At 59.6% G+C, this 26,523-nt stretch carries 21 protein-coding genes; 7 read left to right on the top strand and 14 right to left on the bottom strand.

Annotated elements, in window-relative coordinates; genetic code table 11:
• Positions 1-2 precede the first annotated feature (2 nt).
• From DYE40_RS09435 to pmbA, 7 genes are all read right to left on the bottom strand, one after another.
• The gene (locus DYE40_RS09435) at positions 3-473 is read right to left on the bottom strand and encodes a F0F1 ATP synthase subunit B (RefSeq protein ID WP_115308832.1); all 471 of its coding nucleotides are present in this window, start codon (positions 471-473) and stop codon (positions 3-5) included.
• Positions 474-542: 69 nt separating this feature from the next.
• A complete protein-coding gene (atpE, locus tag DYE40_RS09430) occupies positions 543-776 on the bottom strand; it encodes a F0F1 ATP synthase subunit C (protein ID WP_002642492.1) in 234 nt (77 codons plus the stop codon).
• A 98-nt stretch (positions 777-874) separates the two neighbouring features.
• Positions 875-1,747, bottom strand: a complete 873-nt coding sequence (gene atpB / locus DYE40_RS09425) for a F0F1 ATP synthase subunit A (protein ID WP_115308831.1) — start codon at positions 1,745-1,747, stop codon at positions 875-877.
• Positions 1,731-2,072 carry an ATP synthase subunit I gene (locus DYE40_RS09420; RefSeq protein WP_244731618.1) on the bottom strand — a complete coding sequence of 114 codons (342 nt, stop codon included), beginning with the start codon at positions 2,070-2,072 and terminating at the stop codon, positions 1,731-1,733. The genes atpB and DYE40_RS09420 overlap by 17 nt, the downstream gene beginning before the upstream one ends.
• Before the next feature lie 328 nt (positions 2,073-2,400).
• On the bottom strand, positions 2,401-3,261 hold the full coding sequence (locus DYE40_RS09415; RefSeq protein WP_115308829.1) for a ParB/RepB/Spo0J family partition protein: 861 nt from the start codon (positions 3,259-3,261) through the stop codon (positions 2,401-2,403).
• 125 nt (positions 3,262-3,386) lie between these two features.
• Positions 3,387-3,884: a disulfide bond formation protein B gene (locus DYE40_RS09410; RefSeq protein ID WP_115308828.1), complete on the bottom strand. Its 498-nt coding sequence runs from the start codon at positions 3,882-3,884 to the stop codon at positions 3,387-3,389.
• 246 nt (positions 3,885-4,130) lie between these two features.
• Complete coding sequence (gene pmbA, locus DYE40_RS09405; protein WP_425451194.1) at positions 4,131-5,462, bottom strand: metalloprotease PmbA; 1,332 nt, start codon at positions 5,460-5,462, stop codon at positions 4,131-4,133.
• 101 nt (positions 5,463-5,563) lie between these two features.
• Here pmbA and yjgA point away from each other — a divergent pair, with 101 nt between their 5' ends.
• Positions 5,564-6,109, top strand: coding sequence for a ribosome biogenesis factor YjgA (gene yjgA / locus DYE40_RS09400; protein WP_115308975.1), 546 nt, complete (start codon positions 5,564-5,566; stop codon positions 6,107-6,109).
• Positions 6,110-6,118: 9 nt separating this feature from the next.
• Complete coding sequence (locus DYE40_RS09395) at positions 6,119-6,586, top strand: DUF2750 domain-containing protein (protein ID WP_115308826.1); 468 nt, start codon at positions 6,119-6,121, stop codon at positions 6,584-6,586.
• A gap of 271 nt (positions 6,587-6,857) precedes the next feature.
• On the opposite strand, the gene mnmE is transcribed toward DYE40_RS09395, so the two are convergent.
• From mnmE to DYE40_RS09370, 5 genes are all read right to left on the bottom strand, one after another.
• Entirely contained in the window at positions 6,858-8,222 is a 1,365-nt protein-coding gene (gene mnmE / locus DYE40_RS09390) for a tRNA uridine-5-carboxymethylaminomethyl(34) synthesis GTPase MnmE (protein ID WP_115308825.1), read from the bottom strand.
• A gap of 99 nt (positions 8,223-8,321) precedes the next feature.
• The gene (gene dnaE, locus DYE40_RS09385; protein ID WP_115308974.1) at positions 8,322-11,750 is read right to left on the bottom strand and encodes a DNA polymerase III subunit alpha; all 3,429 of its coding nucleotides are present in this window, start codon (positions 11,748-11,750) and stop codon (positions 8,322-8,324) included.
• A gap of 418 nt (positions 11,751-12,168) precedes the next feature.
• On the bottom strand, positions 12,169-12,945 hold the full coding sequence (locus DYE40_RS09380) for a ParA family protein (RefSeq protein WP_115308824.1): 777 nt from the start codon (positions 12,943-12,945) through the stop codon (positions 12,169-12,171).
• Positions 12,946-13,409: 464 nt separating this feature from the next.
• Positions 13,410-14,225, bottom strand: a complete 816-nt coding sequence (locus DYE40_RS09375; protein WP_115308823.1) for a siderophore-interacting protein — start codon at positions 14,223-14,225, stop codon at positions 13,410-13,412.
• Positions 14,222-14,893, bottom strand: coding sequence for a TetR family transcriptional regulator (locus tag DYE40_RS09370; protein ID WP_115308822.1), 672 nt, complete (start codon positions 14,891-14,893; stop codon positions 14,222-14,224). Before DYE40_RS09370 ends, DYE40_RS09375 begins: the two co-directional genes overlap by 4 nt.
• Positions 14,894-15,103: 210 nt before the next feature.
• Between DYE40_RS09370 and DYE40_RS09365 the strand changes: the two genes are divergently transcribed.
• The 3 genes from DYE40_RS09365 (at position 15,104) to DYE40_RS09355 (ending at position 21,140) form a co-directional block, all read left to right on the top strand.
• On the top strand, positions 15,104-16,444 hold the full coding sequence (locus DYE40_RS09365) for an efflux RND transporter periplasmic adaptor subunit (protein ID WP_115308821.1): 1,341 nt from the start codon (positions 15,104-15,106) through the stop codon (positions 16,442-16,444).
• A 12-nt stretch (positions 16,445-16,456) separates the two neighbouring features.
• Positions 16,457-19,636, top strand: coding sequence for an efflux RND transporter permease subunit (locus tag DYE40_RS09360; protein ID WP_115308820.1), 3,180 nt, complete (start codon positions 16,457-16,459; stop codon positions 19,634-19,636).
• Between the two features lie 70 nt (positions 19,637-19,706).
• Entirely contained in the window at positions 19,707-21,140 is a 1,434-nt protein-coding gene (locus DYE40_RS09355) for an efflux transporter outer membrane subunit (protein ID WP_115308819.1), read from the top strand.
• A gap of 561 nt (positions 21,141-21,701) precedes the next feature.
• Here the strand turns inward: DYE40_RS09355 and DYE40_RS09350 are convergent.
• Positions 21,702-22,379 (bottom strand): HEPN domain-containing protein, encoded by a 678-nt coding sequence (locus tag DYE40_RS09350; protein WP_115308818.1) that lies wholly within the window; start codon positions 22,377-22,379, stop codon positions 21,702-21,704.
• A 202-nt stretch (positions 22,380-22,581) separates the two neighbouring features.
• A complete protein-coding gene (locus tag DYE40_RS09345) occupies positions 22,582-23,997 on the bottom strand; it encodes a leucyl aminopeptidase (RefSeq protein WP_115308817.1) in 1,416 nt (471 codons plus the stop codon).
• A 176-nt stretch (positions 23,998-24,173) separates the two neighbouring features.
• Here DYE40_RS09345 and lptF point away from each other — a divergent pair, with 176 nt between their 5' ends.
• On the top strand, positions 24,174-25,286 hold the full coding sequence (gene lptF / locus DYE40_RS09340; protein ID WP_115308816.1) for an LPS export ABC transporter permease LptF: 1,113 nt from the start codon (positions 24,174-24,176) through the stop codon (positions 25,284-25,286).
• A complete protein-coding gene (gene lptG, locus DYE40_RS09335) occupies positions 25,283-26,353 on the top strand; it encodes an LPS export ABC transporter permease LptG (RefSeq protein ID WP_115308815.1) in 1,071 nt (356 codons plus the stop codon). The genes lptF and lptG overlap by 4 nt, the downstream gene beginning before the upstream one ends.
• Positions 26,354-26,523: the final 170 nt, after the last annotated feature.

Genomic DNA, 26,523 nt, shown 5'->3' with positions numbered 1-26,523 from the left:
GATTACAGCTCCTGTTTCAAGTTGCTCAGCAAATCCGCATGCTTTGCAGCATTAACCTCACTACGTAAAATTGCTTCTGCTCCTTTTACAGCCAAAACGGCAACTTGCTCGCGCAGACTTTCTCGCGCACGACTAGTCTCCTGCTCCACATCCGCCTTAGCCTGTGCTGTAATACGTGCAGCTTCGGCGGCCGCATGATTTTTGGCATCCTCCACAATTTGCGAGGCACGTCTTTCAGCGTTTGCCACCAATTCAGCAACTTGGCTGCGACCGTCGGCTAAGAGTTCTGCAACTTTTTTTTCCGCCTGTTCAAAATCACTTTTTCCACGCTCGGCAGCAGCCAAGCCTTCTGCGATTTTATCGGCGCGCTCGTCAAGTGCTTTTGCAATCGGAGGCCACACATATTTCATAGTGAACCAAACCAAAATACAAAAAACAATTATCTGCGCAAATATGGTTGCATTTAAATTCACTTTACTCAACCTTCGTATTTGTGGTTAATCAACATCCTTTGCTTGACGCAAAACAGTCTGTATTTAGGATTAGCCTTGGAAGGGATTAACAAAGGCAAACAACAGAGCAATGGCCACACCAATCAAAAATGCAGCATCAATTAAGCCCGCAATCAGGAACAGCTTGGTCTGCAACGGACCAATCAACTCAGGCTGACGCGCTGAAGATTCCAAATATTTAGAACCGACCATTGCAATACCAATAGATGCGCCCAGTGCACCCAAAGCAACGATCAAACCACAAGCGATAGCAATCAAACCCATTTTTAGAACTCCTTCAATATCAAACAAAAGGTTAAACTACATTAAAAAATTAAAACAACTTACTAAAAAACCGTACTGTCAAAAACATCATCCGGCAATCAATGCGAGTCATGCGACTGCCCAATATAAACAAAAGCCAAGGCCATGAAGATAAATGCCTGCAAGGTAATAATCAGGATATGGAAAATCGCCCACGCAGAACCTGCAACAATATGGAATAAGAATAAAATAGGATCCATCAAACCTACGCTACCGGAAGCTGCCCATGCACCTCCCAGCAACGCAATCAGCAAAAACACCAACTCTCCCGCATACATATTACCAAACAACCGCATGCCGTGAGATACAGTCTTGGACAAAAACTCCAAAATATTCAGCAGGAAATTGGCAGGAAACAGAAACGGTCCGAATGGTGCTGTAAAAAGCTCATGCACCCAACCCTTGCCGCCTTTGATTTTTATATTGTAATAAATACACACAATCAGCACACCTACCGCTAAAGCCAAAGAGGTATTCAAATCGGCAGTCGGCACAACACGTAAAAGCGCGTGATGATTACCTGTAATACCCTGCCAAGTTAATGGCAGCAGATCTACCGGCAGCAAATCCATGGCATTCATCAGAAAAATCCATACAAACAGCGTCAAACCAAGCGGAGCAACCATTTTGCGCGATTCGGCATTATGGATAATGCCCTTGCACATATCATCTACAAACTCATAAAGCAATTCGACGGCAGCCTGAAAACGACCGGGGACACCTGAAGTAGCGGCGGCGGCGGCCTTACGCAACAAGAAGCAACCCAAAACACCAAGCAAAACAGCAAAAAACACCGCATCCAAATTGATATAGGAAAAATCGGCGATATTCTTTAAATCCTGCCCTTTGTCCACATTGGACAAACTGGTCAAACTCTGCAAATGGTGTTTGATATAGTCGGCCGCAGTCATGGTTTCACTTGCGCTTGCCATAATATTTAGCTTTCCAAAAAACAAAAAAAATGATTTGACTGACTGCCAAAAGACCGAAAAGAAACGGCAAAAATTTCAGACTCCGATGAAACAGTGCAAACACTGCAACCATCAGAAACAGAGCCAGCACTATTCTTAAACCTTCTCCGATTAAAAAGGCATAACCCGCATATTGCGGCTTATTGCGGAAAATATTTAAGAACAGCACCGCAGCAATAGAAGGAATAAAGTAACTTAATCCGCCTGCAACCGCAGACCACGCCGCAGCAGAACCTGCCGCAGCACCACACAATAGAGTTACAGCAACCAAGGCAGCAAACTGCAAATAAAGAATCCTAACCATTGGCGCATTAAAGTACGATTCAGACTAATCGCAGGCACTATAATGAATGCCCTATTTTTCGTCAAGCAGTTCGGTTAATTTTCGTGAAATATTTTAACAGCAGATTAAATCCGCGACCCATGCCGCCCTATTGCCAATCACCTGACTATTTAATTAATCTATTGTTTTATATATTTATTTTAAAATTAAAAATTTATCGTTTGAAAACAAGCAGCCCGCCTCTGCATTAAAGCGGCGGCTTGTCTGTCCTTAACCAGCCCAAGTGCCGTATTCCAAGCCTTTCTTTACTGCCCGCCGCTTTTCAGACGGCCTACCGCCCGTAATCCACTCCCAACCGTTCCAACAGCGCGTCCAACATTTCCGGGCTGTCGAAATGCAGCACAACCCGTCCGCTGCGCCGGTTGCTGCTTTTTACCTCCGCATTCATGCCCAGTGCGTCGGTTAGGGCTTCATTCAGACGGCGGATGTCGGGATGGACGGTTTTGCACGGTTTTTCCGCTGCAGGCTGCTGCGCCATCCGGCTGCGTTTTTCCACCTCCCGCACCGACCAGCCGTTTTTTACCGCTTTTTGCGCCAGTTCCAGCTGATCGACCACCGGCAGGGTCAGCAGCGCACGGGCATGCCCCATTTCCAAACGCCGCTGGTAGAGCATGTCCTGCACCGGTTCGGGCAGGGCAAGCAGGCGCATACTGTTGGATACCGCGCTACGGCTTTTCCCGACGGCTTTGGCGATGGTTTCGTGAGTCAAGGAAAACTCGTCGGCCAGTCGTTTCAAACCGCGTGCTTCCTCAATCGGATTCAGGTTTTCCCGTTGCAGGTTTTCTATCAGACCCATCGCCAGCGCGGTTTCGTCGCTGATGTTTTTGACCACGATGGGGATTTCCGCCAGTCCGGCCAGTTGTGCCGCCCGCCAGCGGCGTTCGCCTGCGATCAGCTCGTATTGCGACAAACCGTGTTCGCGCACGATAACCGGCTGGATGACTCCCTGCGCCTTGATGGATTCCGCCAACTCGTGCAGGGCTTCGTCGTCCATTTGCACGCGCGGCTGGTAGCGGCCGGGAAGGATGTCGCCGACGGCGGCAACGGACAAACGGTCGCCCTGCCCGTCCCCTATGCTGCCGGCCAGCAGGGAATCCAGCCCGCGTCCCAATCCGCCAGGTAGTTTGGCCATAATTCTTTTCCTTATAAAAATGCGGGATTATTTTAAAGGAAAGGCCGTCTGAAAGCAGTTTTATTTTGCCTGCGCACCTGCGCGGGGCATTGTCTGCCCGTTACCTGCACGCTTTTCAGACGGCCTCAACGCTTCTTGCGCCCCGTTTTGACGAAGCCGCCCCACACCAGCAGCAGCACCGCAGAAAAAAACAGTGCGCTCCACACTGGCAGGGGCACGCCCAGTATGTATTCGCGTGTGCCGCAGTTGCCGAAGCCTTCGACGATAAAACGCCATTGCTCGAACAGCGGCCATTCTTTCAGGCGGAAAGTCCACGGTGCGCCGCAGCCCGGCTGTTCGTCCGCGGGCAGGCTTTGCAGCCAGATTTGGTAAACGGCGGTATACAGCCCCCACGCGGCAGGAAGGCTTGCAAGCAGCGCGGCGGCAATGCGGCCGGCGGGCTTGGCGGCGGGAAGCAGCAGGCATAGGGCGGAAACCAGCAGCACGGCGATCACGGCAACGCGTTGCAGGATGCACAGCGGGCAGGGGTTCAGCCCCATGACGTATTGGGCGAAAAACGAGCCGGCCGTGGCGGCGGCAGACAGCAGAACAACGGCAAACAGGACGGTGCGGTAGGATTTCATGGTTTTCCCTGCGTGGTTGGCAACAGGCGGATTATACCCGTTCGGCGTACCGAGGCCGTCTGAAAACGGGTTTTCAGACGGCCTCTTTATGCTTTCAAGTCATTCGGAAAACCGTGGCATAACGGGGCAAAGAACGCGTGCGCTGTTTGGGCGGCACACCTACACGGCGGCAGAAGGGCGTATTATGAAACGGCAGGCCGTCTGAAATTTATTTTTCAGACGGCCTGGTTTGGTTCGGGTACGGGACTACTGCCCGGCCACGGTCATGTTGCCGATCAGTATCGAGCCGACTTTGTGCGAGGTGCGGCGCAGCGCGTCTCCCGCTACGCCTGCGATGTCGGCAAACATATCCTGCAAGCGGCCGGCCACGGTGATTTCTTCGACAGGGTATTGGATTACGCCGTTTTCCACCCAAAATCCGGCCGCGCCGCGCGAGTAGTCGCCGGTGAGCATATTCACGCCCTGCCCCATCAGCTCGGTTACCAAAAGCCCGCTGCCCATTTGGCGCAGCAAATCGGCCTGTGTCGGGCAGGTGGAGCTCAAAATCAGATTGTGTGCGCCGCCGGCGTTGCCCGTGGTGTGCAGGCCGAGTTTGCGCGCGCTGTATGAGGACAGGAAGTAGCCCTGTATTACGCCGTCTTCGATGACGAAGCGCGGGCGGGTGGCCACGCCTTCGCTGTCAAACCAGGTGCTGCCCCACGCGCGGGGAATGTGCGGCTCTTCGCGCAGGCTGAGGCCGGCGGGCAGGATTTGCCTGCCGAGGCTGTCGGTAAGAAAGCTGCTTTGGCGGTAGAGTGCGCCGCCGGAAAGTGCGCCGACGAGGTGGCCGATCAGGCTGCCGGACACGGTGGTGTCGAAGAGGACGGGGCAGCTTCGGGTGGAAAGGCTTGCGGCATTGAGGCGGCGCACGGTGCGCTCGGCGGCGGTGCGGCCGACGGCCTCCATGCTGTCGAGTTCTTCGGGTGCGCGGGCAAGGTCGTACCAATAGTCGCGCTGCATCGCGCCGCTGCCGTCTTCGGCAACCACGCTGCACGAAATGCTGTGGCGGGTGCCGCGTTCGTGTTGCAGAAAGCCGTGGCTGTTGCCGTAGGCAAACTGGTAGTGCGAGGTTTGGATGTCCGCGCCTTCGGAGTTTTTCACGCGCGGGTCGGCGGCGAGTGCGGCGGCTTCGCAGCGGCGGGCGAGTGCCACGGCTTCTTCTACGGACAAATCCCATTGGTGGTATTTGTCCAAATCGCCGAATGTATGTGCCATCAGTTCCGCATCCGCGAGGCCGGCGCAGTCGTCCTGCGCGGTGTGGCGGGCGATGTCGAGCGCGGCCTGCACGGTTTCCTCCACCGCGCGGCGGGAAAAGTCGGCTGTGCTGGCGCGGCCTTTGCTTTGGCCGAGGTAAACCGTGATGTCGAGCGATTTGTCCTGCTGGTGTTCGATGTGTTCGGTTTCCTGCAAACGCACCTGCACGTTTTGGCCGACCGATTCGCTCAAATCGGCTTCGGCGGCGGTGGCGCCCTTTTGTTTGGCGGCATCGAGCGCGAGGGCGCACAAGTCGGACAATTCCTGCGGCGAATGGGTAAACATAATCTCTCCGTGGCAAACGTATCGGGCGGCATTTTACCCGCGCACGGCGGATATTGCTGCTAAAATGCCGCCCCTGCCGCAACCAACCGCCGAAACAAAAAATGAGCGCAACCGACAACGCCGAACGGGTCAGCAAAACCCAAATGAAAAAACACATGAACGATTTGCAGGATTTGGGCATGGAGCTTACCCGCCTGTCGGACGAAACGCTGAAAAAAGCCGGCCTGCCCGAAGAACTGTACCAAGCCGTGCGCGACTACAAAAAAATCACTTCCAACGGCGCGCTGAAACGGCAAAACCAATACATCGGCCGCCTGATGCGCGACACCGACCCCGCCCCCATCCGCGGATTTCTCGCCAAACTCAAAGGCGAAAACCGTGCGCACAACGCCTTTTTGCAGCGCGTCGAGCAAATGCGCGAAAAGCTGCTCGGCAGCGACGAAGCGTTCACGGAATTTGCCGCCGCCCATCCCGCAGCCGACCTGCCCGCCCTGCGCACCCTCATCCGCAATGCCCGCAAAGAAAAAGAACAAAACAAGCCCCCCAAACACTTCCGCATCCTCTATCAGGCACTCAAAGCCGCAATGGAAGCGCAGAGGCCGTCTGAAAACGCCGTTTCAGACGGCCTGCCACACCCGTCAGAATAAGGAAAAACCATGTTCCCGCATCCGCAAGACGAAGAATACAACCGCTTCATCCGCGCCGTCCTCGGCACGCAGACCGTCTACACCCTCGTATCCGGCGAAGACGTGGCCGAATGTCCCTCCACAGAATACGAAGAGGACGACGGCGAAGCCGTGCCCGTATTCTGCGTCTGGCACGAACGCGCCGCCGCCGAAGCCTGTACCGCCGAAGAATGGGCCGACTACGAAGTCGAAGAGCTGCCGCTGGATTTTTTCCTGCACGAATGGCTGGTCAATATGGATCAGGACGCGGTGCTGCTGGGCGTAGACTTCGATCCCGAGCTCTACGGCCTGGAAATCGAACCGGTGGAAGTGTTGGCCGACATCCTCGACGCGGCGGAACAAATGCAGTGCACCGAACTGATCGACGGCTACGGCGAGCTGATGGACTACCGCCTCGAATGGGAACGCGAAATGGCGGGGCAGAAGCGGCTGAACTGAACCCGTATCCCCAAGCCGCAGATACACCGGCACGGCAGAGGCCGTCTGAAAACGGAAACCCGCTTTTCAGACGGCCTCTTTGCGGCAAACAGCCGGGACCGCGTGCGTGTCCGCGCCACACCCTCTGCCCCGTCTGCCGAATCCCGCCCATGCCGAACCATACGCAGGGTGTGCCGCCCCGAGGCGGCGCACGCTGTTTCCGTCATGCGACAGGCCGTCTGAAAACCTTTAAATCCGGTTTCAGACGGCCTTTTTGTTTTCAGACGGCCTTTTATTTGCCGATACAGAAACGCGAGAAAATCACGCCGAGCAAATCGTCGGCGGTAAATTCGCCGGTGATTCCGCTGCACGCGGCCTGCGCCAGCCGCAGATGTTCGGCCATCAGCTCGATTTGGTTGTTGCCGCACAGGGCGGCGTTGTCCAATTCGGTTTGTGCGGTTTCGAGGGCGAGGGTGTGGCGGCGGCGGGCGAGAAACAGGCCTTCGCTTTCGCCCTGCCAGCCGATTTGCCGCAGCAGTGCCTGTTTGAGCAAATCCAGACCCGCGCCGGTTTTGGCCGAGAGGGCAATCAGCGTGTCCGCGCCGCTTTCGAGTGTGAGGCCGTCTGAAAGGGCGGGCGCGGTGCCGGTCAGATCGATTTTGTTGCGGATTTCGATTTTTTTCAGATGGGGCGGCAGCGCGGCGAGAATGTCGCGCGTTTTTTGGTTCAGGCCTTCGGCGGGGTCGGTAAGAATCAGGGCAAGATCGGCTTCGGCGAGTGCTTTGCCGCTGCGTTCGATGCCGATTTTTTCCACTGTGTCGTCGGTGTCGCGCAGGCCGGCGGTGTCGGTGATGTGTACGGGGATGCCGTCGATGGTGATTTGTTCGCGCACGGTGTCGCGCGTGGTGCCGGCGATGTCGGTAACGATGGCGATGTCGTCGCCCGCCAGCGCGTTGAGCAGGCTGGATTTGCCTACGTTGGGTGCGCCGACCAGCACGACGTTCATGCCCTCGCGCAACACCGCGCCCTGCTGTGCCTGTGCCAATACGGTTTTCAGACGGCCTTGCAAACCGGCCAGTTTGCCGCGTGCGTCGGCGGCTTCGAGAAAGTCGATGTCTTCTTCGGGAAAGTCGAGCGTGGCTTCCACCAGCATCCGCAGCGTGATGAGTTCGTCTACCAGCGCATGGATGTGTTGCGAAAACGCGCCTTTAAGCGAGCGTACGGCCATGCGGGCGGCCGCTTGGCTGGATGCGTCGATGAGATCGGCCACGCTTTCGGCCTGCGCCAAATCGAGTTTGTTGTTGAGAAAGGCGCGTTTGGTAAACTCGCCCGGTTCGGCCGGCCGCGCACCGAGTTCCAAACAGCGTGAGAGCAGCATCTGCATGACGACGGGGCCGCCGTGTCCCTGCAATTCGATCACGTCTTCGCCGGTGAAGCTGGCGGGTGCGGCAAAATAGAGCAGCAGGCCGCTGTCGATGGTGCGGCCGTGGGCATCGAGAAAATCGGTGTAAAGGGCAAGGCGCGGCTGCGGGGTTTTGCCGCCGCTGATTTGTTGCGCCAAAGGCAGCAGGCGGCGGCCGGAAATGCGGATTACGCCCACGCCGCCGCGTCCGGGGGCGGTGGCGGCGGCGGCGATGGTGTCTGGAGTGGCGGTCATGGGTGTGTCCCTGTGGATCGTTTGCAATGTTTCAGACGGCCTCTGCGTACTTTGAGGCCGTCTGAAAAAAGGATTGTCTGTTTTCAGACGGCCTTTTCTTTACCAGCCGACGCTTACGCCGTAGTCGCCGAGCAGGGTGTGCAGGCTTTCAAAGAGTTCGGCGCGGGCGGTAATCTGCCATTGGCCGTGCAGGTCGAGTTCGCCGGACGCGCCGCCGTTGCGGTAGCGGATGTGCAGGGGGATGCCGCCGCTGCGGGTGCGGGCGGATTCGAGCAGGGCGGCAAGGGCGGGGATGTCGCTGCCGGGGCCGACGGTCAGGGCGAGGCTGCGGGCGAATTTTTCACGCGCCTGCGGCAGGGTCATGATGCTGTTGGCTCGGATGCGCAGTTCGCCGCCGTTGTAGTCGTTGCGGCTGATGCGGCATTCGGCGATAAGGATTTGGTCGGTTTTGAGCCGGTCGCGCACTTCTTCCAGCAGTTCGCCGGAAACGCTGACTTCGGCCGCGCCGCTGCGGTCTTCGAGCAGGACGATGGCGAATTTGCCGTTTTTCCCCATCATGGTGCGCACGCCGGTAACGAAACCGGCCACGCGCACGCTCTCTTGCGGTTTCAGACGGCCTAAGGACACGGGGGCGAAGCGGCGGATTTCCTGTTCGTAGGGGGCAAACGGGTGGCCGGACAGGTAAAAGCCGATGACGGTTTTTTCTTCGGCCAGCTTTTCCGATTCGCTCCATGGGGCTGTGTCGGCAAGTTTTACCGGCTCGATGGCGTCTTCCATCATGTCGAACAGGCCGCCCTGGTTGGCGTTGGCGGCTTTTTGTTCGGCGTTGTCCATTGCCAGGTCGATGTTGGCGATGAGTTTGGCGCGGTTGGGTTCGATGCTGTCGAACGCGCCGCCGCGTATCAGGGCTTCGAGGGTGCGGCGGTTTATGTGTTCTTTGCCGACGCGTTCGCAAAAATCGAGCAGCCCCGTGAATTTCCCGCCAGATTTGCGGGCGGCGATGATGGATTCTACGGCGGCTTCGCCCGTGCCTTTGATTGCGCCGAGGGCGTAGCGGATTTGTTTGCCGCCGCAGGGGACGAAGCGGTAGGACGATTCGTTGATGTCGGGCGGCAGAAACCCGATGCCGTTGGCGCGGCAGTCGTCGTAAAAAAGTTTGAGCTGGTCGGTGTTGTCGAGTTCGGACGACATGGTGGCGGCCATAAACTCGGCCGGATAATGGGCTTTGAGCCAGGCCGTCTGATAGGAAATCAGCGCGTAGGCGGCGGCGTGGGATTTGTTGAAACCGTAGCCGGCGAATTTTTCCATGTAGTTGAAGATTTCGTCGGATTTTTCGCGCGGGATGCCTTGTTTGGCCGCACCTTCGGCGAAGATTTCGCGGTGTTTCACCATTTCTTCGGGCTTTTTCTTGCCCATGGCGCGGCGCAGCAGATCCGCGCCGCCGAGCGAGTAGCCGCCGATAATCTGCGCTGCCTGCATGACTTGTTCCTGATACACCATGATGCCGTAGGTCGGCTCCAGAACCGATTCGAGCAGCGGGTGGATGTATGCGAATTTTTCGCCTTTCATGCGGGCGACGAAGTCGGGAATGTTGTCCATCGGGCCGGGGCGGTAGAGCGATACGAAGGCGATCAGCTCTTCAAATTTGGTGGTGTGCGCCGTTTTCAGCATTTTTTTCATGCCGGTGGATTCAAACTGGAATACGGCGGTGGTGTTGGCGTCGCGGAAAATCTGGTAGGCGGCCTGGTCGTCGAGCGGGATTTTGCCCACGTCAACGATGTCGCCGGTGGTGTTTTTGATGTTGTCCTGCGCCATTTCGATGATGGTGAGGTTGCGCAGGCCCAAAAAGTCGAATTTCACCAAACCCACGTCTTCCACGTCGCCTTTGTCGTACATCGATACGGGCGAGGCGGACTCGTCAGCCTGGTAAACGGGGCTGTAATCGGAGATTTTTCCCGGCGCGATGAGTACGCCGCCCGCGTGCATACCCAAGCCGCGCGTGAGGTCTTCGAGTTTTTTCGCCAGCGTGATGAGTTCGCCGGCTTCTTCGGCTTCGATTAATTCCTGAATCTGCGGCTCGGCTTCCATCGCTTTGTCGAGGCTTAAAGGCTTGTTGGCTTCCAGCGGAATCAGCTTGGAGAGTTTGTCGCACAAATTGAACGGCAGTTCCAATACGCGCCCCACGTCGCGGATGACGGCCTTGGACGACATCGTGCCGAAGGTAACAATCTGGCTTACCGCTTCCGCGCCGTATTTGTCGCGTACATATTCAATCACGCGGCCGCGGTTGGACTGGCAGAAATCCACGTCGAAGTCGGGCATGGACACGCGCTCCGGATTTAAAAAACGTTCAAACAGCAGCGCGTATTTCAAAGGATCGAGATCGGTAATTTTTAGGGAATAGGCCACCAGCGAGCCTGCGCCCGAGCCGCGTCCGGGGCCGACGGGGCAGCCGTGTGTTTTCGCCCAGTTGATAAAGTCTTGTACGATAAGGAAATAGCCCGGAAACTTCATCTGAATGATGATGTTCAACTCAAAATCCAGCCGCGCCTGATATTCGGGCATTTTCGCCGCGCGTTCGGCTTCGTCGGGATAAAGCTGCGCCATGCGCTCCCGCAGGCCTTCGTTGGAGAGTTTGACCAGATAATCGTCGAGCGACAGGCCGTCGGGCGTGGGAAACAGCGGCAGGAAGTTTTTGCCCAAAGTGATGTGCAGATTGCAGCGTTTGGCGATTTCCACCGAGTTTTCCAAGGCTTCGGGCAAGTCGGCGAAACGTTCGAGCATGGTTTCGGGCGGGATGAAAAACTGGCCGCCTGTAAATTCGCGCGGACGTTTTTTGTCGGTGAGTACCCAGCCGCCGGCGATGCATACGCGTGCCTCGTGCGCATTGAAATCGCCCTCGCTCATAAACTGCGCCGGATGCGTCGCCACCACCGGCAACCCCAATTCTTCCGCCAGCTTTACGCTGCCCGATACCGATGTTTCCCATTCCGGCCGCTCGGGCAGGCGTTGCAGTTCCAGATAAAACGCATTCGGAAACCAAGCCGCATATTTCAAAGCCGCCGCGCGCGCCGTGTCTTCGCGGCCGTTTGCCAGATTCGCGCCCACCTCGCCCAAATGCGCACCCGAAAGGCAGATCAGGCCGCTGTTGTCGCCGTCTGCCAGCCATTCGGGCTTGAGTTCGGCAATGTGCGTGTTGCGGTCGCGGCCGACATAAGCGGCGGTCAAAAGCTCGCTCAAACGCAGATAGCCCGCCTCGTTGCGGATAACCAGCATCGCGCGGAAAGGCTTGTCGGGCGACTCGGGATTGCCGATGCGCACGTCCGCCGCACCGATGGGTTTGATGCCCGCGCTGCGGCAGGCTTTGTAGAATTTCACCAAACCAAACTCGTTCATCAAATCGCTGATGCCCAGCGCGGGCAGGCCGTATTCCTGCGCTTTTTTCACCACTTCTTTGATGCGCACCATGCCGTCGGTAATCGAAAATTCGGTGTGCAGGCGCAGGGGGATGTAGGCGGGGTCGGTCATGGCGGAATCCGGCAAAAAAACGAAAGTGCGGATTATAGCAGGCCGTCTGAAAACCGCGTTTTCAGACGGCCTGCTGTTTGTGCCGCCGTGCAGGGTGCCGTATACGGCGCGGCGGATGCGGTCTTGCTGAAATACGCGGTTTCCTTGCGGCGTTTCCTGACAACACAAGGAACGCGTGCGCCGCCTTTGGGCGGCATACGCTACTTTGGATTTGCTGTGGGCGGAAAACGAAAGGCCGTCTGAAAATGCGGTTTTCAGACGGCCTGTTGTTTGTGCCGCCGTGCAGGGCGTGTCGTTTACGATGCACACGGATGCGGTCTTGCGGAAAGCAGAAGGATTTCCTGCGGCATTCAGAAAACACGTGCGCCGCTTAGGCGGCACCCTACCCTAACCGCAGAGGCCGTCTGAAAAGCGGTTTTCAGACGGCCTTGCCCGCCCGCGCCGCCACTTCGGCCGCCAAAGCCTGATAGGCCAGCGTGCCTTTGGCCTTCGCGTCGTAGGCCAGCGCGGGCATACCGTGGCTGGGGGCTTCGGCCAGACGGATGTTGCGCGGGATGGTGGTGTCGAACAGCTTGCTGCCGAAATGGCGGGCAAGCTGTTCGCCCACTTCCACCGCCAGCCGGCTGCGTTTGTCGAACATAGTGCGCACGATGCCGAGGATGTCCAGCCCGGGGTTCACCGCCTGGCGGATTTTGCGCACGGTGGCCACTAAGTCGGAAATGCCTTCGAGGGCGTAGTATTCGCACACCATCGGCACAATCACGCCGTCGGCGGCCACCAGGCCGTTGAGCGTGAGCAGCGTGAGCGTGGGCGGGCAGTCGATGATGATGAAGTCGTAATCGTCCGCCACTTCGGCCAGGGCGTTTTTCAAACGCATTTCGCGGGCAATCTCCTGCACCAGCTCGATTTCCGCGCCGGCCAATGCGCGGTTGGCCGCCAGCACGCCGTAGCCGCCGCCCGGGCTGCGGCTGACGGCTTCGCCCACGGCCGCCTCGCCCAGCAAAACATGGTAAACGCCTTTGGCGATGGCGGTTTTGTCCACGCCGCTGCCGGTGGTGGCATTGCCCTGCGGGTCGAGATCGACCACCAGCACGCGCTGTCCGGCCGCCGCCAGCGAGGCGGCAAGGTTGACGGCGGTGGTGGTTTTGCCCACGCCGCCTTTCTGGTTGGCAACGGCGGTGATGTACGCGCTCATGACAGGTTTCCGTTCGGTTTGCAGGGGCGCGGATTGTACCGTTATTCGAGGCCGTCTGAAAACGGCCGGGCAGGTGCGGCACGGGCTTTTGCCCATGCCGCTGCGTAGTACGTGTGGCGCGGCCGCGCACGCGGTTTTGTCTCGGAAAGTGTGCAGATTCCTTGCGGCATTTTATTTATGCAAGGAACGCTTGCGCCGCCTTTGGGCGGCACACCCTACCGGATTGTTGTAGGGTGTGTGGCGCGGCCGCGCACGCGGTTTTGTTTTTTCAGACGGCCTCTGTCGGGAATCGCGGAACGCGTGTGTCGCCGGGGCGGCACACCCTGCTTTGAAAATCTGAGAGGGCCGGTAGCGCGGATTCTGTTTTGGATTCGTTACGGATGAAAAACGGCAGGCCGTCTGAAAACTAATTTTCAGACGGCCTCTTATCTTTGCGCACCGACAAATATGCAGACGGCCGCAGGCTAGGGCGCGTCGTTGTCTACGAAGGCGTGGCGTTGCTCGTGGTAGGCCTCTTCGGCCTCGCCCTGCCGCCAGTAGGGCACGGCGTAGCAGCGGGCGGGCGGCAGCCCCCAGTCTTGGCGTGCGATGGGGCGCAGGGCGGCAACGAGGGCGGCTTCGGCGGCAAACCAAACGTAGCAGTCGCCGCCTGCGGGGCGGGATTGGGACACGGCGGCGGCGATGGCGGGGTTTTGTCCGCTGCCGCCGAAAAAGGGCAGGATTTCAATGCCGGCCGGGCGGACAAGCTCGGGCAGGTCGGCGGCTTCGGGCAGCAGCAGCAGGACTTTGCCCCGCGCGGCGGGAGACTGCTGCGCGAGTTCTTCCAGCATGGCGGCGATGGCGGGCAGGGCGGTGAGGTCGCCCGCCATCAGGTATTCGGCGGCGGGCTTGAGCAGGGTGCCGCGTTTGGGGGCGGTGATGCCGACGGTTTGGCCGGGCGCGGCCTGCGCGGCGAAGGCGGCGGCGGGGCCGTTGTCGCCGTGGAGGACGAAATCCACGGTCAGGATGCGGGCTGCGCGGTCGAAACGGCGCACGGTGTAGGTGCGCGATATGGGTTTTTCAGACGGCCTGTCCCATTGCGGGCGGCCGTTGGCAAAACGGTCGGGCATTTTCGGCTCGCTTTGGCCGCTGTGCGGCAGCAGGAGCTTGAACGGCACACCCGCGCCGTCGCAGGGATAATCGGCCAGCTCGGGCGAGGTGAAGAAGATGCGGCGGGTGTGGCGGCCGACGGTTTCGGCGGAGAGGACGCGGACAAGGCGGGGGCGGGCGGCGTGGTTCATAGGGCGGTTTCCGTGGCGGGGAGGCTGTGGCGGGCAGGGTGTTTTTCAGACGGCCGCAGCAGATGGGGGCTGTGGCGCAGGGTGTATACCGCACTGTCGATAACAGGCTGCACGAAGGCGGAAAAGTCGGCTTCGGGCTCGCAAAACCAGATGCCGGCCAGGCCGTCGATAACGGTGTGCAGATAGAAAACGGCCAGGTCGGGATCGATGGCCTGCGGCAGCTCGCCGCGCTCCGTACAGCTTCGGATCAGACCTCGGAGCTGCTCTTCCCACAGGCCGATGTATTTTTTCTTCACATCGAATACGGCGCGGGTTTCTTCGGTGAACTCGCATTTGAGGTGGATGATGGTAAACAGCTTGCGGTGGGTGTCGTCATAGCGGATGCGGTCGAACATGCCGCAAAGCATACGGTGCAGCCCCTGCCCGTCGTGTTCCCCGAGGCCGTCTGAAAGCGAGGCGCGGCAGGCAAGAAAGATTTTTTCAAACAGGGCTTCAAACAGATCTTCCTTGTTTTTGAAATGCCAGTAGAGCGCACCGCGCGTTACGCCGGCATTGCGGGCGATGGCGGCCAGCGAGGTGCGGGCGACACCGTGTTCGAGAAAGGTGTCGAGGGCGGACTGCATAAGCTGCTCGCGGGTTTTCTGTGCTTCTTCTTTGGTTTTTCGCATGGCCTGTATCGTGAAACGTTATGTAATTGTAAAGATTAGGACGGCATTATATTTTTTAACTTTCTTACATTCAAGACTGTATGTATAATTCGCCCCGAATTTATTTGGTTTGCAGCATCCGACAGGCCGTCTGAACGTTTTCAGACGGCCTGCACAGGTTTGATTTTTTGCATTTTTGTTTGGTGTTTTTCAGAAAAAAAGGATAGCAATATGACACGCAGAACGTGGCATCTGGCGGCTTCGGCCGCAGCCGTATCGCTGGCTCTGGCAGCCTGCGGCGGACAGGGCGGCGCAGCCGCCGAAGGCGGACAAGGCGCGGCACAGGAAGGCGGCGCGGCCGCGCAGCAGCAGCCTCCCGCCCCTGCGGTGGAGGTGGTAACCGTGCAGCCGCAGGATGTCGCGCTCACGGTGGAGCTTCCCGGCCGCTTGGAAGCGGTGCGCTCCGCAGCCGTACGCCCGCAGGTGGGCGGCATTGTGAAACGCCGTCTGTTCCAGGAAGGTACGTTTGTGCGCGAAGGCCAGCCGCTCTACCAGCTTGAAGACGCAAGCTACACCGCCTCGCTGGAAAGCGCGCGCGCGCAGCTCGCTTCGGCCGAAGCCGCGCTGGCCAAAGCCAATGCCGATGTGTCGCGCTACCGCCCGCTGGTGGAGGCCGACGCAATCAGCAAGCAGGAATTTGATGCCGCAATCAGCGCGAAACGTTCCGCCGACGCATCGGTGAAAGCCGCCAAAGCCGCCATCCGCTCGGCGCAGATCAATGTGAACTATTCCCGCGTGAGCGCACCGATTTCCGGCTTTATCGGCCAGTCGAACGTGTCCGAAGGCGCGCTGGTGTCCTCGGGCGACGCAACTGCGATGGCCACCATCACGCAGACCGATCCGATGTATGCCAACGTTACCCAGTCGGCCGTGGAAATCATGAAGCTGCGCCGCCAAATCAGCGAAGGCAAGATGGCGGCGGCAAACGGCCGCATCGAAGTGGACATTCTGCTGGAAGACGGCTCCGCCTATGCCCACAAAGGGCAGCTTATGTTTGCCGACCCCACGGTGAGCGAAACCACGGGGCAGGTGAAGCTGCGCGTGGTGGTGCCCAATCCCGAAAACGTGCTGCTGCCCAACCTGTATGTCCGCGCGGTGATGAGCCAGTCGGCCGTGCCCAATGCCTTTGTCGTGCCGCAGCAGGCGGTTACGCGCGGTGCCAAAGATACGGTGATGGTGGTGAATGCGCAGAGCGAACTCGAGCCGCGCGTGGTAAGCGTGGCCGCGCAGCAGGGCGGCAACTGGATTGTTTCAGACGGCCTCAAAGCGGGCGACCGCGTGGTGGTGGCCGGTACGACCATCGCCGCCATGATGGGGGCGCAAACCGGCTCGAAAAAAGTTGCGCCCAAAGAATGGGTGAGGCCGTCTGAAAACGCCGCCGCACCCGCCGCTGCCGCACAGGCGGCGGAACAGAACGCCTCCGCGCCGCAGCAGGCCGCTTCCGCCGCGCAGCCCGGCGTTCAGACGGCCTCCGAAGCGGGCTCCGCATCTGCCGCCTCCGCCGCCAAATAAGGAAATCCGCACATGGCTAAGTTTTTTATCGACCGCCCCATTTTCGCGTGGGTAATCGCGATATTCGTCATTCTGGCGGGCATTATCGGCATCAACAACCTGCCGGTGTCGCAGTATCCGAGCGTGGGTGCGCCCACCATCAGCCTCTCCGCCGCCTATCCGGGCGCGTCGGCGCAGGTGATGGAAGACAGCGTGCTGTCCGTGATCGAGCGCAATATGAACGGCGTGGAAGGTTTGGACTATATGTCCACCGATGCCGACAGCAGCGGCTCCGGTTCGGTTACGCTGACGTTTACGCCGGAAACCGACGAGAATTTCGCCCAAGTCGAAGTGCAGAACAAGCTCTCGGAAGTATTGTCGCAACTGCCGGCCACAGTGCAGCAAAACGGCGTAACCGTGTCCAAATCGCGCTCCAACTTCCTGATGGTACTCATGATGTCGTCCGAAAGCATGAGCACCGAGGAAATCGCCGACTATGTCGAGCGCAACATCAAACCCGAAATCCAGCGCGTCGAAGGCGTAGGCGCGGCGCGTATCTTCGGTTCGCAACGGGCGATGCGCGTGTGGATCGATCCGAAAAAGCTGCAAAACTACAATCTCTCTGTAGCCGAAGTGAACGCGGCGATTTCGGCGCAAAACGTGCAGATTTCCGCCGGTTCGATCGGCGATCTCCCCAACGTGGCCGGCCAAACCATTTTCGCCACCATCTCCGCCGAAGGCCAGCTCTCCACCGCCGAGCAGTTTGGCAACATCATCGTGCGCGCCAACACCAACGGCTCCAACGTGTACCTGAAAGACGTGGCCAAAATCGAGTTGGGCAGCCAAGACTACTCCACCGCCACCAAACTCAAAGGCAAGCCTGCCGTGGGCATGGCCGTGATGCTGTCGAACAAGGGCAATGCGATGGCCACTGCCACCGCCGTGCGGGCGCGTATGGACGAACTCAAACGCTTCTTCCCTGCCGGTATGGAATGGAGCGCACCCTACGACTCCTCGAAATTCGTATCCATCTCGATTGAAAAAGTGGTGCACACGCTGCTTGAGGCGATTGTGCTGGTGTTTATCGTGATGTATTTGTTCCTGCAAAACTTCCGCTACACGCTGATTCCCACCATCGTCGTGCCGATTTCGCTGCTGGGCGCGTTTGCCTGCCTGCAATATCTGGGTATGTCGATCAACGTATTGACCATGTTTGCCATGGTATTGGTGATCGGTATTGTGGTGGACGACGCGATTGTGGTGGTGGAAAACGTCGAACGCATCATGTCTGAAGAAGGGCTGCCGCCCAAAGAAGCCACCAAAAAAGCCATGTCGCAGATTTCCGGCGCGGTCATCGGCATTACCGCCGTATTGGTGTCCGTGTTTGTGCCGCTGCTGTTTTTCTCGGGCGCACAGGGCAAAATCTTTACCCAGTTTGCCGCCACCATGGCGATTGCCATCGGCTTCTCCGCCTTCTTCGCCCTCTCGCTCACGCCCGCATTGTGCGCCACGCTGCTCAAGCCGATTCCCAAAGGCCACCATGTCGAGAAAAAAGGCTTTTTCGGCTGGTTTAACCGCACATTCAGCAAAGGCACGCACGGCTACGAAGGCTGGGTGGCCAAGCTGATGAAACGCGGGGCGCCGATGATTGCGGTGTATCTGGCACTGGCCGGCGTGGCCGGTCTGCTCTACCGCAACATCCCCACATCTTTCCTGCCGCAGGAAGACCAGGGCAGCCTGATGATGATGGTGCAGCTCCCCGCAGGCGCCACCAAAGAGCGCACCGACGAAACCATGAAAGTGGTGGACGGCGTGTTGCAAAACATGCCCGAAGTCGATACCTACCTTACCGTATCGGGCTTTAGCTTTGCCGGCTCGGGCCAGAACATGGGCTTCGGCTTTATCACGCTGAAAGACTGGGCAGAGCGCAGCGATCCGGCCAGCGGCTCCGCCGCCGTGGCGGGCAAAATCACCGGCGCGCTGATGGGCAGCGTCAAAGACGGCTTCGCCCTCGCCATCAACCCGCCCGCCATCAGGGAGTTGGGTTCGAGTTCGGGCTTCGAAATGTATCTGCAAGACCGCAACAACAGCGGCCACGCCGCCCTGTTGGCCAAGCGCAACGAGCTGATCGGCAAAATGCGCCAAAGCCCGATGTTTGACGCATCCAACGTGCGCGCCTCCGGCCTGGAAGACGCGCCGCAGCTCAAGCTCGAAATCGACCGCGCCGCAGCCGCCGCGCAGGGCATCGACTTCTCCGCCGTGCGCACCGTGTTAGCCACTGCGTTGAGTTCTTCGTATATCAACGACTTCCCCAACAACGGCCGCTTGCAGCGCGTAATCGTGCAGGCCGATGCGGCTTCGCGTATGCAGCCCGAAGACATCCTCGCGCTGACCGTGCCCAATTCATCGGGCGCAGCCGTACCGCTTTCTACTTTCGTGAGCGCGAAATGGGAAAACGGTATGCAGCAGAGCATACGTTTCAACGGCTATCCGGCGATGAAAATCGAAGGCGCGGCCGCCACGGGCTACTCCACCGGCCAGGTCATGGCCGAAGCGCAGCGCATGGTCAACGAACTCGAAGGCGGCTACAGCCTCGAATGGGCGGGACAATCGCGCGAAGAAGTCAAAGGCGGCTCGCAAACCTATCTGGTTTACGGCCTGGCCATTCTCGCCGTGTTCCTCGTGTTGGCTGCGCTGTATGAAAGCTGGTCGATTCCGCTGGCCGTCATCCTTGTTGTGCCGCTGGGCTTCCTCGGCATCGTGTTGGGCGTAACCGGCCGCAACGGCTTCCTGGCCCTCTTCGGCGTGCCGCCGCAGTATCTCAACGACATCTACTTCAAGGTCGGCATGATTACCGTGATCGGTTTGAGCGCGAAAAACGCCATTCTGATTATCGAGTTTGCCAAAGACCTGCAAGAACAGGGCATGGACGCGGTAAAAGCCGCCTTACAGGCCGCCCACCTGCGCTTCCGCCCGATTCTCATGACCTCCTTCGCCTTTATCCTGGGCGTGGTGCCGCTGTTTTTCGCCTCCGGCGCAAGCTCGGCCAGCCAGAGGGCCATCGGCACCACCGTGCTTTCGGGTATGCTGGTCGGCACCATCCTGTCGGTGTTCCTCGTGCCGCTGTTCTATGTATTCGTGCGCAAACTCTTCAAAGGCAAAACGCCGCACGCAGAGCCGCCGCACGAAACGCAAACCGGCCGCACCGCCTAAACGACGGCATCTTTCAGACGGCCTCTGTGCAGCAGAACAGGCCGTCTGAAAACCATCAAGGAAACAGATTATGAAAAAACAGACTACATTCCCCCTTGGCGCAATCGCCGCCGCCCTCCTCCTGTCGGCCTGCACCATGATTCCCAAATACAGCGAGCCGAAAGTTGCCGTACCCGAAACCTTCGGCTACGACAAAGCGCAAAGCGGCATCCGCGCCGCCGACCTCGGTTGGCAGGACTACTTCGCCGACCCGCGCCTGCACCGCCTGATCGAAACCGCGCTCGAGCGCAACACCGACCTGCGCACCGCCGCCCTCAACGCCGAAGCCATGCGCGAACAATACCGCATCAGCCGCGCCGCCCTCTTCCCTTCTCTGGGCGCAACCGGCAGCGGCACCCGCCAGCGTAGCGCAGGCGATCTCAACGGCACGGGACGCGGAGTCATCTCCGAATCGTACAGCGTCGGCCTCGGCGTATCCGCCTACGAACTCGACCTCTTCGGCAAAGCCCGCAGCAACAAACAGGCCGCCCTCGAAGGCTACTTCAACAGCACCGCCGCCCGCGACTCCGCCCACCTCGCCATCGTTGCCGCCGTAGCCAAAGCCTACTTCAACCAGCGTTATGCCGAAGAAGCCATGGCACTGGCGCAGAAAGTGCTCAAAAGCCGCGAGCAGACCTACCGCCTCAGCCAAATCAAACACAAAGCCGGCGTGATTTCCGCCGTGGACCTGCGCCAGCAGGAAGCCCTGATCGAAGCGGCCAAAGCCTCCTACGAATCCGCCGTGCAAAGCCGCGAGCAGGCGCGCAACGCCATAGCCGTCCTCATCAACCGGCCCATACCCGACGATCTGCCCGCAGGCCTGCCGCTGGACAAACAGTTTGCCGTTTCCCGCCTGCCCGCCGGCCTCACCTCCGAAGTGCTGCTCAACCGCCCCGACATCCGCGCCGCCGAACACGCCCTCAAACAGGCCGATGCCAACATCGGCGCGGCCCGCGCCGCCTTCTTTCCCAGCATCAGCCTCACCGGCAGCGTCGGCACCGCCTCCAACGAGCTGAACAACCTCTTCAAAGCAGGCAACGGCACCTGGGCATTCGCCCCCAGCATCAACATCCCCATCTTCACATGGGGCAGCCTCAAAGGCAGCCTCAACGCCGCCAAAATCCGCAAAGAAATACAGGTTGTCAATTACGAAGCCGCCGTACAGGGCGCGTTCCGCGACGTATCCGACGCACTCGTCGCCCGCGAACAGCTCGACAAAACCTATCAGGCCAACGCGCGGCAGAGCAAAGCCTACGCCGACCAGCTCCGCCTGATCAGCCTGCGCTACAAACACGGCGTGTCCAGCGCGCTCGACCTGCTCGATGCCGAACGCAGCAGCTACTCCGCCGACACCGCCCTGCTCGCCAACCAACTCACCCGCCTCGAAAACATGGCCGACCTCTACAAAGCCCTCGGCGGCGGCATGAAACGGCACACCGCCGAATCCGCAGCGCAGGCCAACTGAGGCCGTCTGAAAAACGGCTGCGCCAAAATGCAGCCGCGCAGACACAAAAAGGCCGTCTGAAAACCCGTTTGAAGGTTTTCAGACGGCCTGATGCTTCTTATGCCGTCCCGCTGCCGCCGTGCAGGGTATGCCGCCCAAGCGGCGCACGCATTTTCGTGCTGCAACGCAATGCCGTAACAAAGCTGCGTACGTTCCAAGAAACAAAAACCGCGCGCGTGGCTTACGCCACACCCTGCGCAGCAGCATTAAAAGCCGTCTGAATGCCCGCAAAACCCGTTTTCAGACGGCCTGCCGTTTCATCATACGACCTGCAAACCTACCGTAGGGTGTGTGGCGCAGCCACGCACGCGTTCTTTGCTTCATTATTCCCTGGATTTTCAGAATGGCTTGAAAACACAAAGAGGCCGTCTGAAAACCTTCAAACGGGTTTTCAGACGGCCTTCCGGCTATTGCCCCGCCTGTTTTCAGCCAAACAAACGCCCCGCCCTGCCCCGCAGCCCTGTTTTGCCGCCGCACTCCGTGCCGCACCACATTTTCGGTTTTTCCAACGGCACCGCCGGCTCAATCCTCCCTGACAAACGGATAAAACGGCCTGCCCCAATCATCATCCGGATGCTGCTGCATAATGTGCAGCAACGCCGGAATCAGGCTGTCCAAGATATTGCAGGCATCCCGAAGCTGGCTGCGGTTGGCCGAACTGCCACATGTCGCGCCGCCGTGGACAAGCTGGTTGCGCAGCGTATAAAGACGGTCAAACAGCACCGTGAGCACGGTATCCGTATCCTGCGCCGCCAACGCGGCATGTGCCTTTTTCTTTGCCCGTGCAAAGCCGTCCAGCCATGCGCTTTCGCTGATTTTGCCGTTGTGGAAATCCCAAAACGGCTGGAAAGTGTAGCGGTTGTCCAGCAGCGTGCGGATGCTGCCCGAAAACGTCTGCCACACCAGCTTGTACAGCAGCTTTTCCGTGTCCAAACGGCACACCGTCTGCAAAAACTGTCTGAAATCGCTGCGCTCCGCCGACATCGTGCGCCCGTCGATTTCCTTGGCATAGGCGGCATTGAAAGCAATCCACAGCGCGATAAAACGGAAATCAAGGCGTTCGGGCTGTTTTTCAGACGGCCTTTGAGCCTCTGCCGCAGATTTGAGCCAACTGATCGCACGGTGGATACGCAGGCGGAAAGGGTCGGGGTAGGCGGCGCGGTGTTGGTGGTAGCAGGTGTCGATCGTTTGCAAATCCATGACTCTGCCTTAGATTAAAGGTTGATATAAAAGATAAACGGTGTATTTGGATTGTGGCGTTTTTTTGCTTTTTTGTAAAGGTGTTTGCATATCGCTTGCGATCGGCAAAAAAGCCGTACCCGGCAGAGTTGCCCGATACGGCTTTTTTAGTTGCACGGATGCGTTTTCAGACGGCCTGCGCCATGTCCTGCGGCAGACTGCGCTATGCCGCGCGGTCGCGCAGGAATTGCAGCAGCAGGGCGACGGGGCGGCCGGTCGCGCCTTTTTCTTTGCCGGATTTCCATGCCGTGCCGGCAATGTCCAAATGCGCCCAGGGGTGGCTTTCGGTAAAGTGGGACAGGAAGGCGGCGGCGGTGATGGTGCCGGCGGCGCGGCCGCCGATGTTTTGCAGGTCGGCGAAATTGGATTTGAGCTGTTCCTTATATTCGGGGAACAGGGGAAGCTGCCAGATTTTGTCGCCGCTTGTGCGCGAGGCGGCGAGAAGCTGGTCGGCGAGCTGCTGGTTGTTGGACATGAGGCCGCTGGCGGCGTGGCCGAGGGCGATGATGCACGCGCCGGTCAGGGTGGCGGCATCAATCAGGGCGGCGGGGCGGAATTGTCCGGCGTAGGTCAGCGCGTCGCAGAGGATGAGGCGGCCTTCGGCATCGGTGTTGAGGATTTCGATGGTAGTGCCGTCCATGGCGGTTACGATGTCGCCGGGTTTGCTCGCGCCCGCGTCGGGCATGTTTTCGCAGGTGGGGACGACGGCAACAATATTGAGCGGCAGGCGGGCTTTGGCAGCGGCGGCAAATGCACCGATTACGCTTGCCGCGCCGCCCATATCGTATTTCATTTCGTCCATGGCTTCGCCGGGCTTGAGGGAGATGCCGCCCGAATCGAAGGTGATGCCTTTGCCGACGAGGACGACGGGGGCTTCGTCGGGATCGGACGCGCCGTTCCAGCGCAGCTCGATGAGGAAAGGGTTTTGCACGCTGCCTTTGGCTACCGACCAGAATGCGCCCATGCGTTCGCGGATGTAGTCTTTGTCGAGAATGGTGGCGGCGGCACCGAATTTTTCCGCTTCGGCGCGGGCGGTGTCGGCGAGGTATTGCGGGGTGCAGACGTTGGGGGCGGTGTTGCCGAGGTCTTTGCAGAGGTTGATGCCGTAGAGTGTGGCTTCGGCATCGGTTAAGGCCGTCTGAACGGCGGCTTCGTATCCTGTGTAAAAGGCGGCGCGTTGCAGGCGGGCGGGCTTGGCTTCTTTTTTGAAACGGTCGAAACGGTAAACCGCCGCACCGAGGGCGATAACGAACACTTCGGCAGCCAGGGCGGCGGCGTTTTCGTCGGATGCGGGCAGCACGATGGCAAGGCTTTGCTGCTTCTGCGCCCAGGCGGCGGCTTCGGCGGCGGCCTTTTCGAGGCTTTCGCGCTCGAAGCCTGCCGGACGGCATACGGCCACGGGGCGCAGCGTGCCGCCGGATACGGTTTGCGCGGCGGCGAAGGTGTCGCCCTCGTCCAAAGAAGCGAGCAGCAGGGCGGCGGCTTCATCGGCCGGCGGCTGTGTGCCTGCGGCGGCAAGGTAGAGCACCGCACCCTCGGGATGCGGCTGCAAAGCGGCGGCTTTTGTGATAAATTCCATTTTCCTAATTTCCTGTCGGCTGTTGTAAACAGCGCGGGATTGTACCCCATCATGCGGCATCTGTTTGCAGTCTCTGCCCTATCCGGCAAGGCGCATACGGCAGCCGCACACCGACCCACAGGCCGTCTGAAAACGCCGCCGTGCCTTTTCAGACGGCCTTTGCCGATAATGCGCTTATGATCTACCGCCAGAATTTCATCAAAGAACTCACTTACACCGCCGCCGGCATTTTCGCCGTGATACTGGCGGTGCTGGTGTCCACACAGGCCGTAAACCTGCTCGGCCGCGCCGCCGACGGGCGGGTGGCGGCGGATGCCGTTGCCGCCCTCATCGGCTTTTGGACGCTGGGCATGACCCCGCTGCTGCTGGTGCTCACCGCCTATATTTCCGTGCTCACCGTGCTGACCCGCTTTTGGCGCGACAGCGAAATGGCCGTATGGCTCTCCTGCGGCCTGTCGCTGCGGCAGTGGCTGCGTCCCGTCCTTGCCTTTGCCCTGCCCTTTGCCGCGCTGGTGGCGGCCATGCAGCTTGCCGTGTTGCCGTGGGCGGAGCTGCGCAGCCGCGAGTTTGCCGAGCTGCTGAAACAAAAACAGGAGCTTTCGCTGGTGGAGGCGGGCGAATTCCGCACGCTGGGCAAACGCAACGGCCGCGTGTATTTCGTCGAAACCTTTGACACCGAATCGGGCGTGATGAAAAACCTTTTCCTGCGCGAGCAGGACGAAAAAGGCCGCGAAAACGTCGTGTTCGCCAAAGAAGGCCGCTTCGCCCTCACCGACCACCGCCGCACGCTCGAGCTGACGCAGGGCTACCGTTACAGCGGCATCCCCGGCGAAGCCGACTACAACCGCGTCGGCTTCGAACATCTGAGCCTCGTCATCAGCACCACGCCGAAAATCGTCAATCCCATCGACCACCGCCGCACCATCCCCACCGCCCGCCTCATCGGCAGCGATAACCCGCAATACCGCGCCGAACTCATGTGGCGCATCAGCCTGCCGCTGGCCGCCGTCATCCTCGCCATCCTCGCCGTGCCGCTCTCCTATTTCAACCCGCGCACCGGCCACACCTACAACATCCTGTTTGCCATCGGCTTTTTCCTTGTTTACCAAAACGGCCTCACCCTGCTGCGCAACGCCGTGGAAAACGGAAAAATCGGCTTTTGGGCGGGCTTTCTGCCGCTGCACATCCTGATGTTCGCCGCCGCCCTCATCCTCCTGCGCGTGCGCACCATGCCCGCGCAACCCTTCGGCAACGCCCTCAAAGCCGCATTGAAAGGCGGTAAAGCATGAACACCATCCCGCGCTACCTCATCCGCCAGCTCAGCGTCATGAGCCTCTACGCCATGTTTGCCCTGCTGGCCCTATACAGCTTTTTCGACATCGTCGCCGAAGCCGGCGGCATCGGCGAAGGCAGCTACACCGCAGGCAAAATGGCACAGTACGTCCTGCTGCAAATCCCCGACCACGCCTACCAGCTCATGCCGCTGGCCGTCCTCATCGGCAGCCTGCTCGCCCTCGGCCGCCTTGCCGCCAACAGCGAGCTGACCGTCATCAAAACCAGCGGCATGACCACCGCCGGCCTGCTGGCCGTGTTCTTCGGCTTCGGCCTGATTTTCGCCACCGCCACCGCCCTGCTCGGCGAACTCGCCGCCCCCGCCGCCAACCGCTACGCCGAAAACCTCAAAACCACCGCCAAAAACGGCAGAATCAGCACCGGCGCGGAAGGCTTGTGGATCAAAGAACAAGGCAGCATCGTCAACGTGCGCGAAATGCTGCCCGACCAAACCCTGCGCGGCATCAAAGCCTTCCGCCACGATGCAGACTTCCGGCTGACTGAAAGCTGGCAGGCCGAGTCCGCCGCCGTGGCCGCCGACGGAAGCTGGCAGCTTGAAAACGTCCGCCGCAGCATACTCGGCAGCGACAGCGTGCGTACCGAACAGCACGCGCGCGAAACCTGGCACGCGGGCATCCGCAGCGGCCTGCTCGACGTACTGCTCGTCAGCCCCGACCAAATGTCGCTGACCGCCCTCACCGCCTACATTACCCATCTCGAAGAAAACCGCCAGAAAACCGACCTCTACCGCATCGAATGGTGGCGCAAACTCATGTACCCCGCCGCCACGGTCGTCATGGCCTTCGTCGCCTTCGCCTTTACCCCCCAATCCTCGCGCCAGGGCAACACCGGCCTGAAACTGTTTGGCGGCATCTGCCTCGGCCTCGCCTTCCACTTCGCCGGCCGCCTGTTCGGCTTCACCAGCCGCCTCTACGGCATCCCCCCCTTCCTTGCCGCCGTGCTGCCCACCCTCCTGTTCGCCGCGTGGGCGGTGTGGCTGATACGCAGGCACGAAGCCCGCTGAAGCGCAGCGTAAACAGGCCGTCTGAAAATCCGCAAAACGGGTTTTCAGACGGCCTCTGCCGTTCAAGCAGGGTGTGTTGCCACAGCGACGCACGCGGTTGCGGATGTCTGCACGATGGAATGGCGAACATCCCCGAATCGTCCCCGCATCCGTCAGCCCCGCGTTTATCC

Origin of the sequence: Kingella potus (assembly GCF_900451175.1) — a bacterium.
GTDB lineage: Bacteria > Pseudomonadota > Gammaproteobacteria > Burkholderiales > Neisseriaceae > Neisseria > Neisseria potus.
This window is presented reverse-complemented; position numbering and strand designations above follow the sequence as displayed.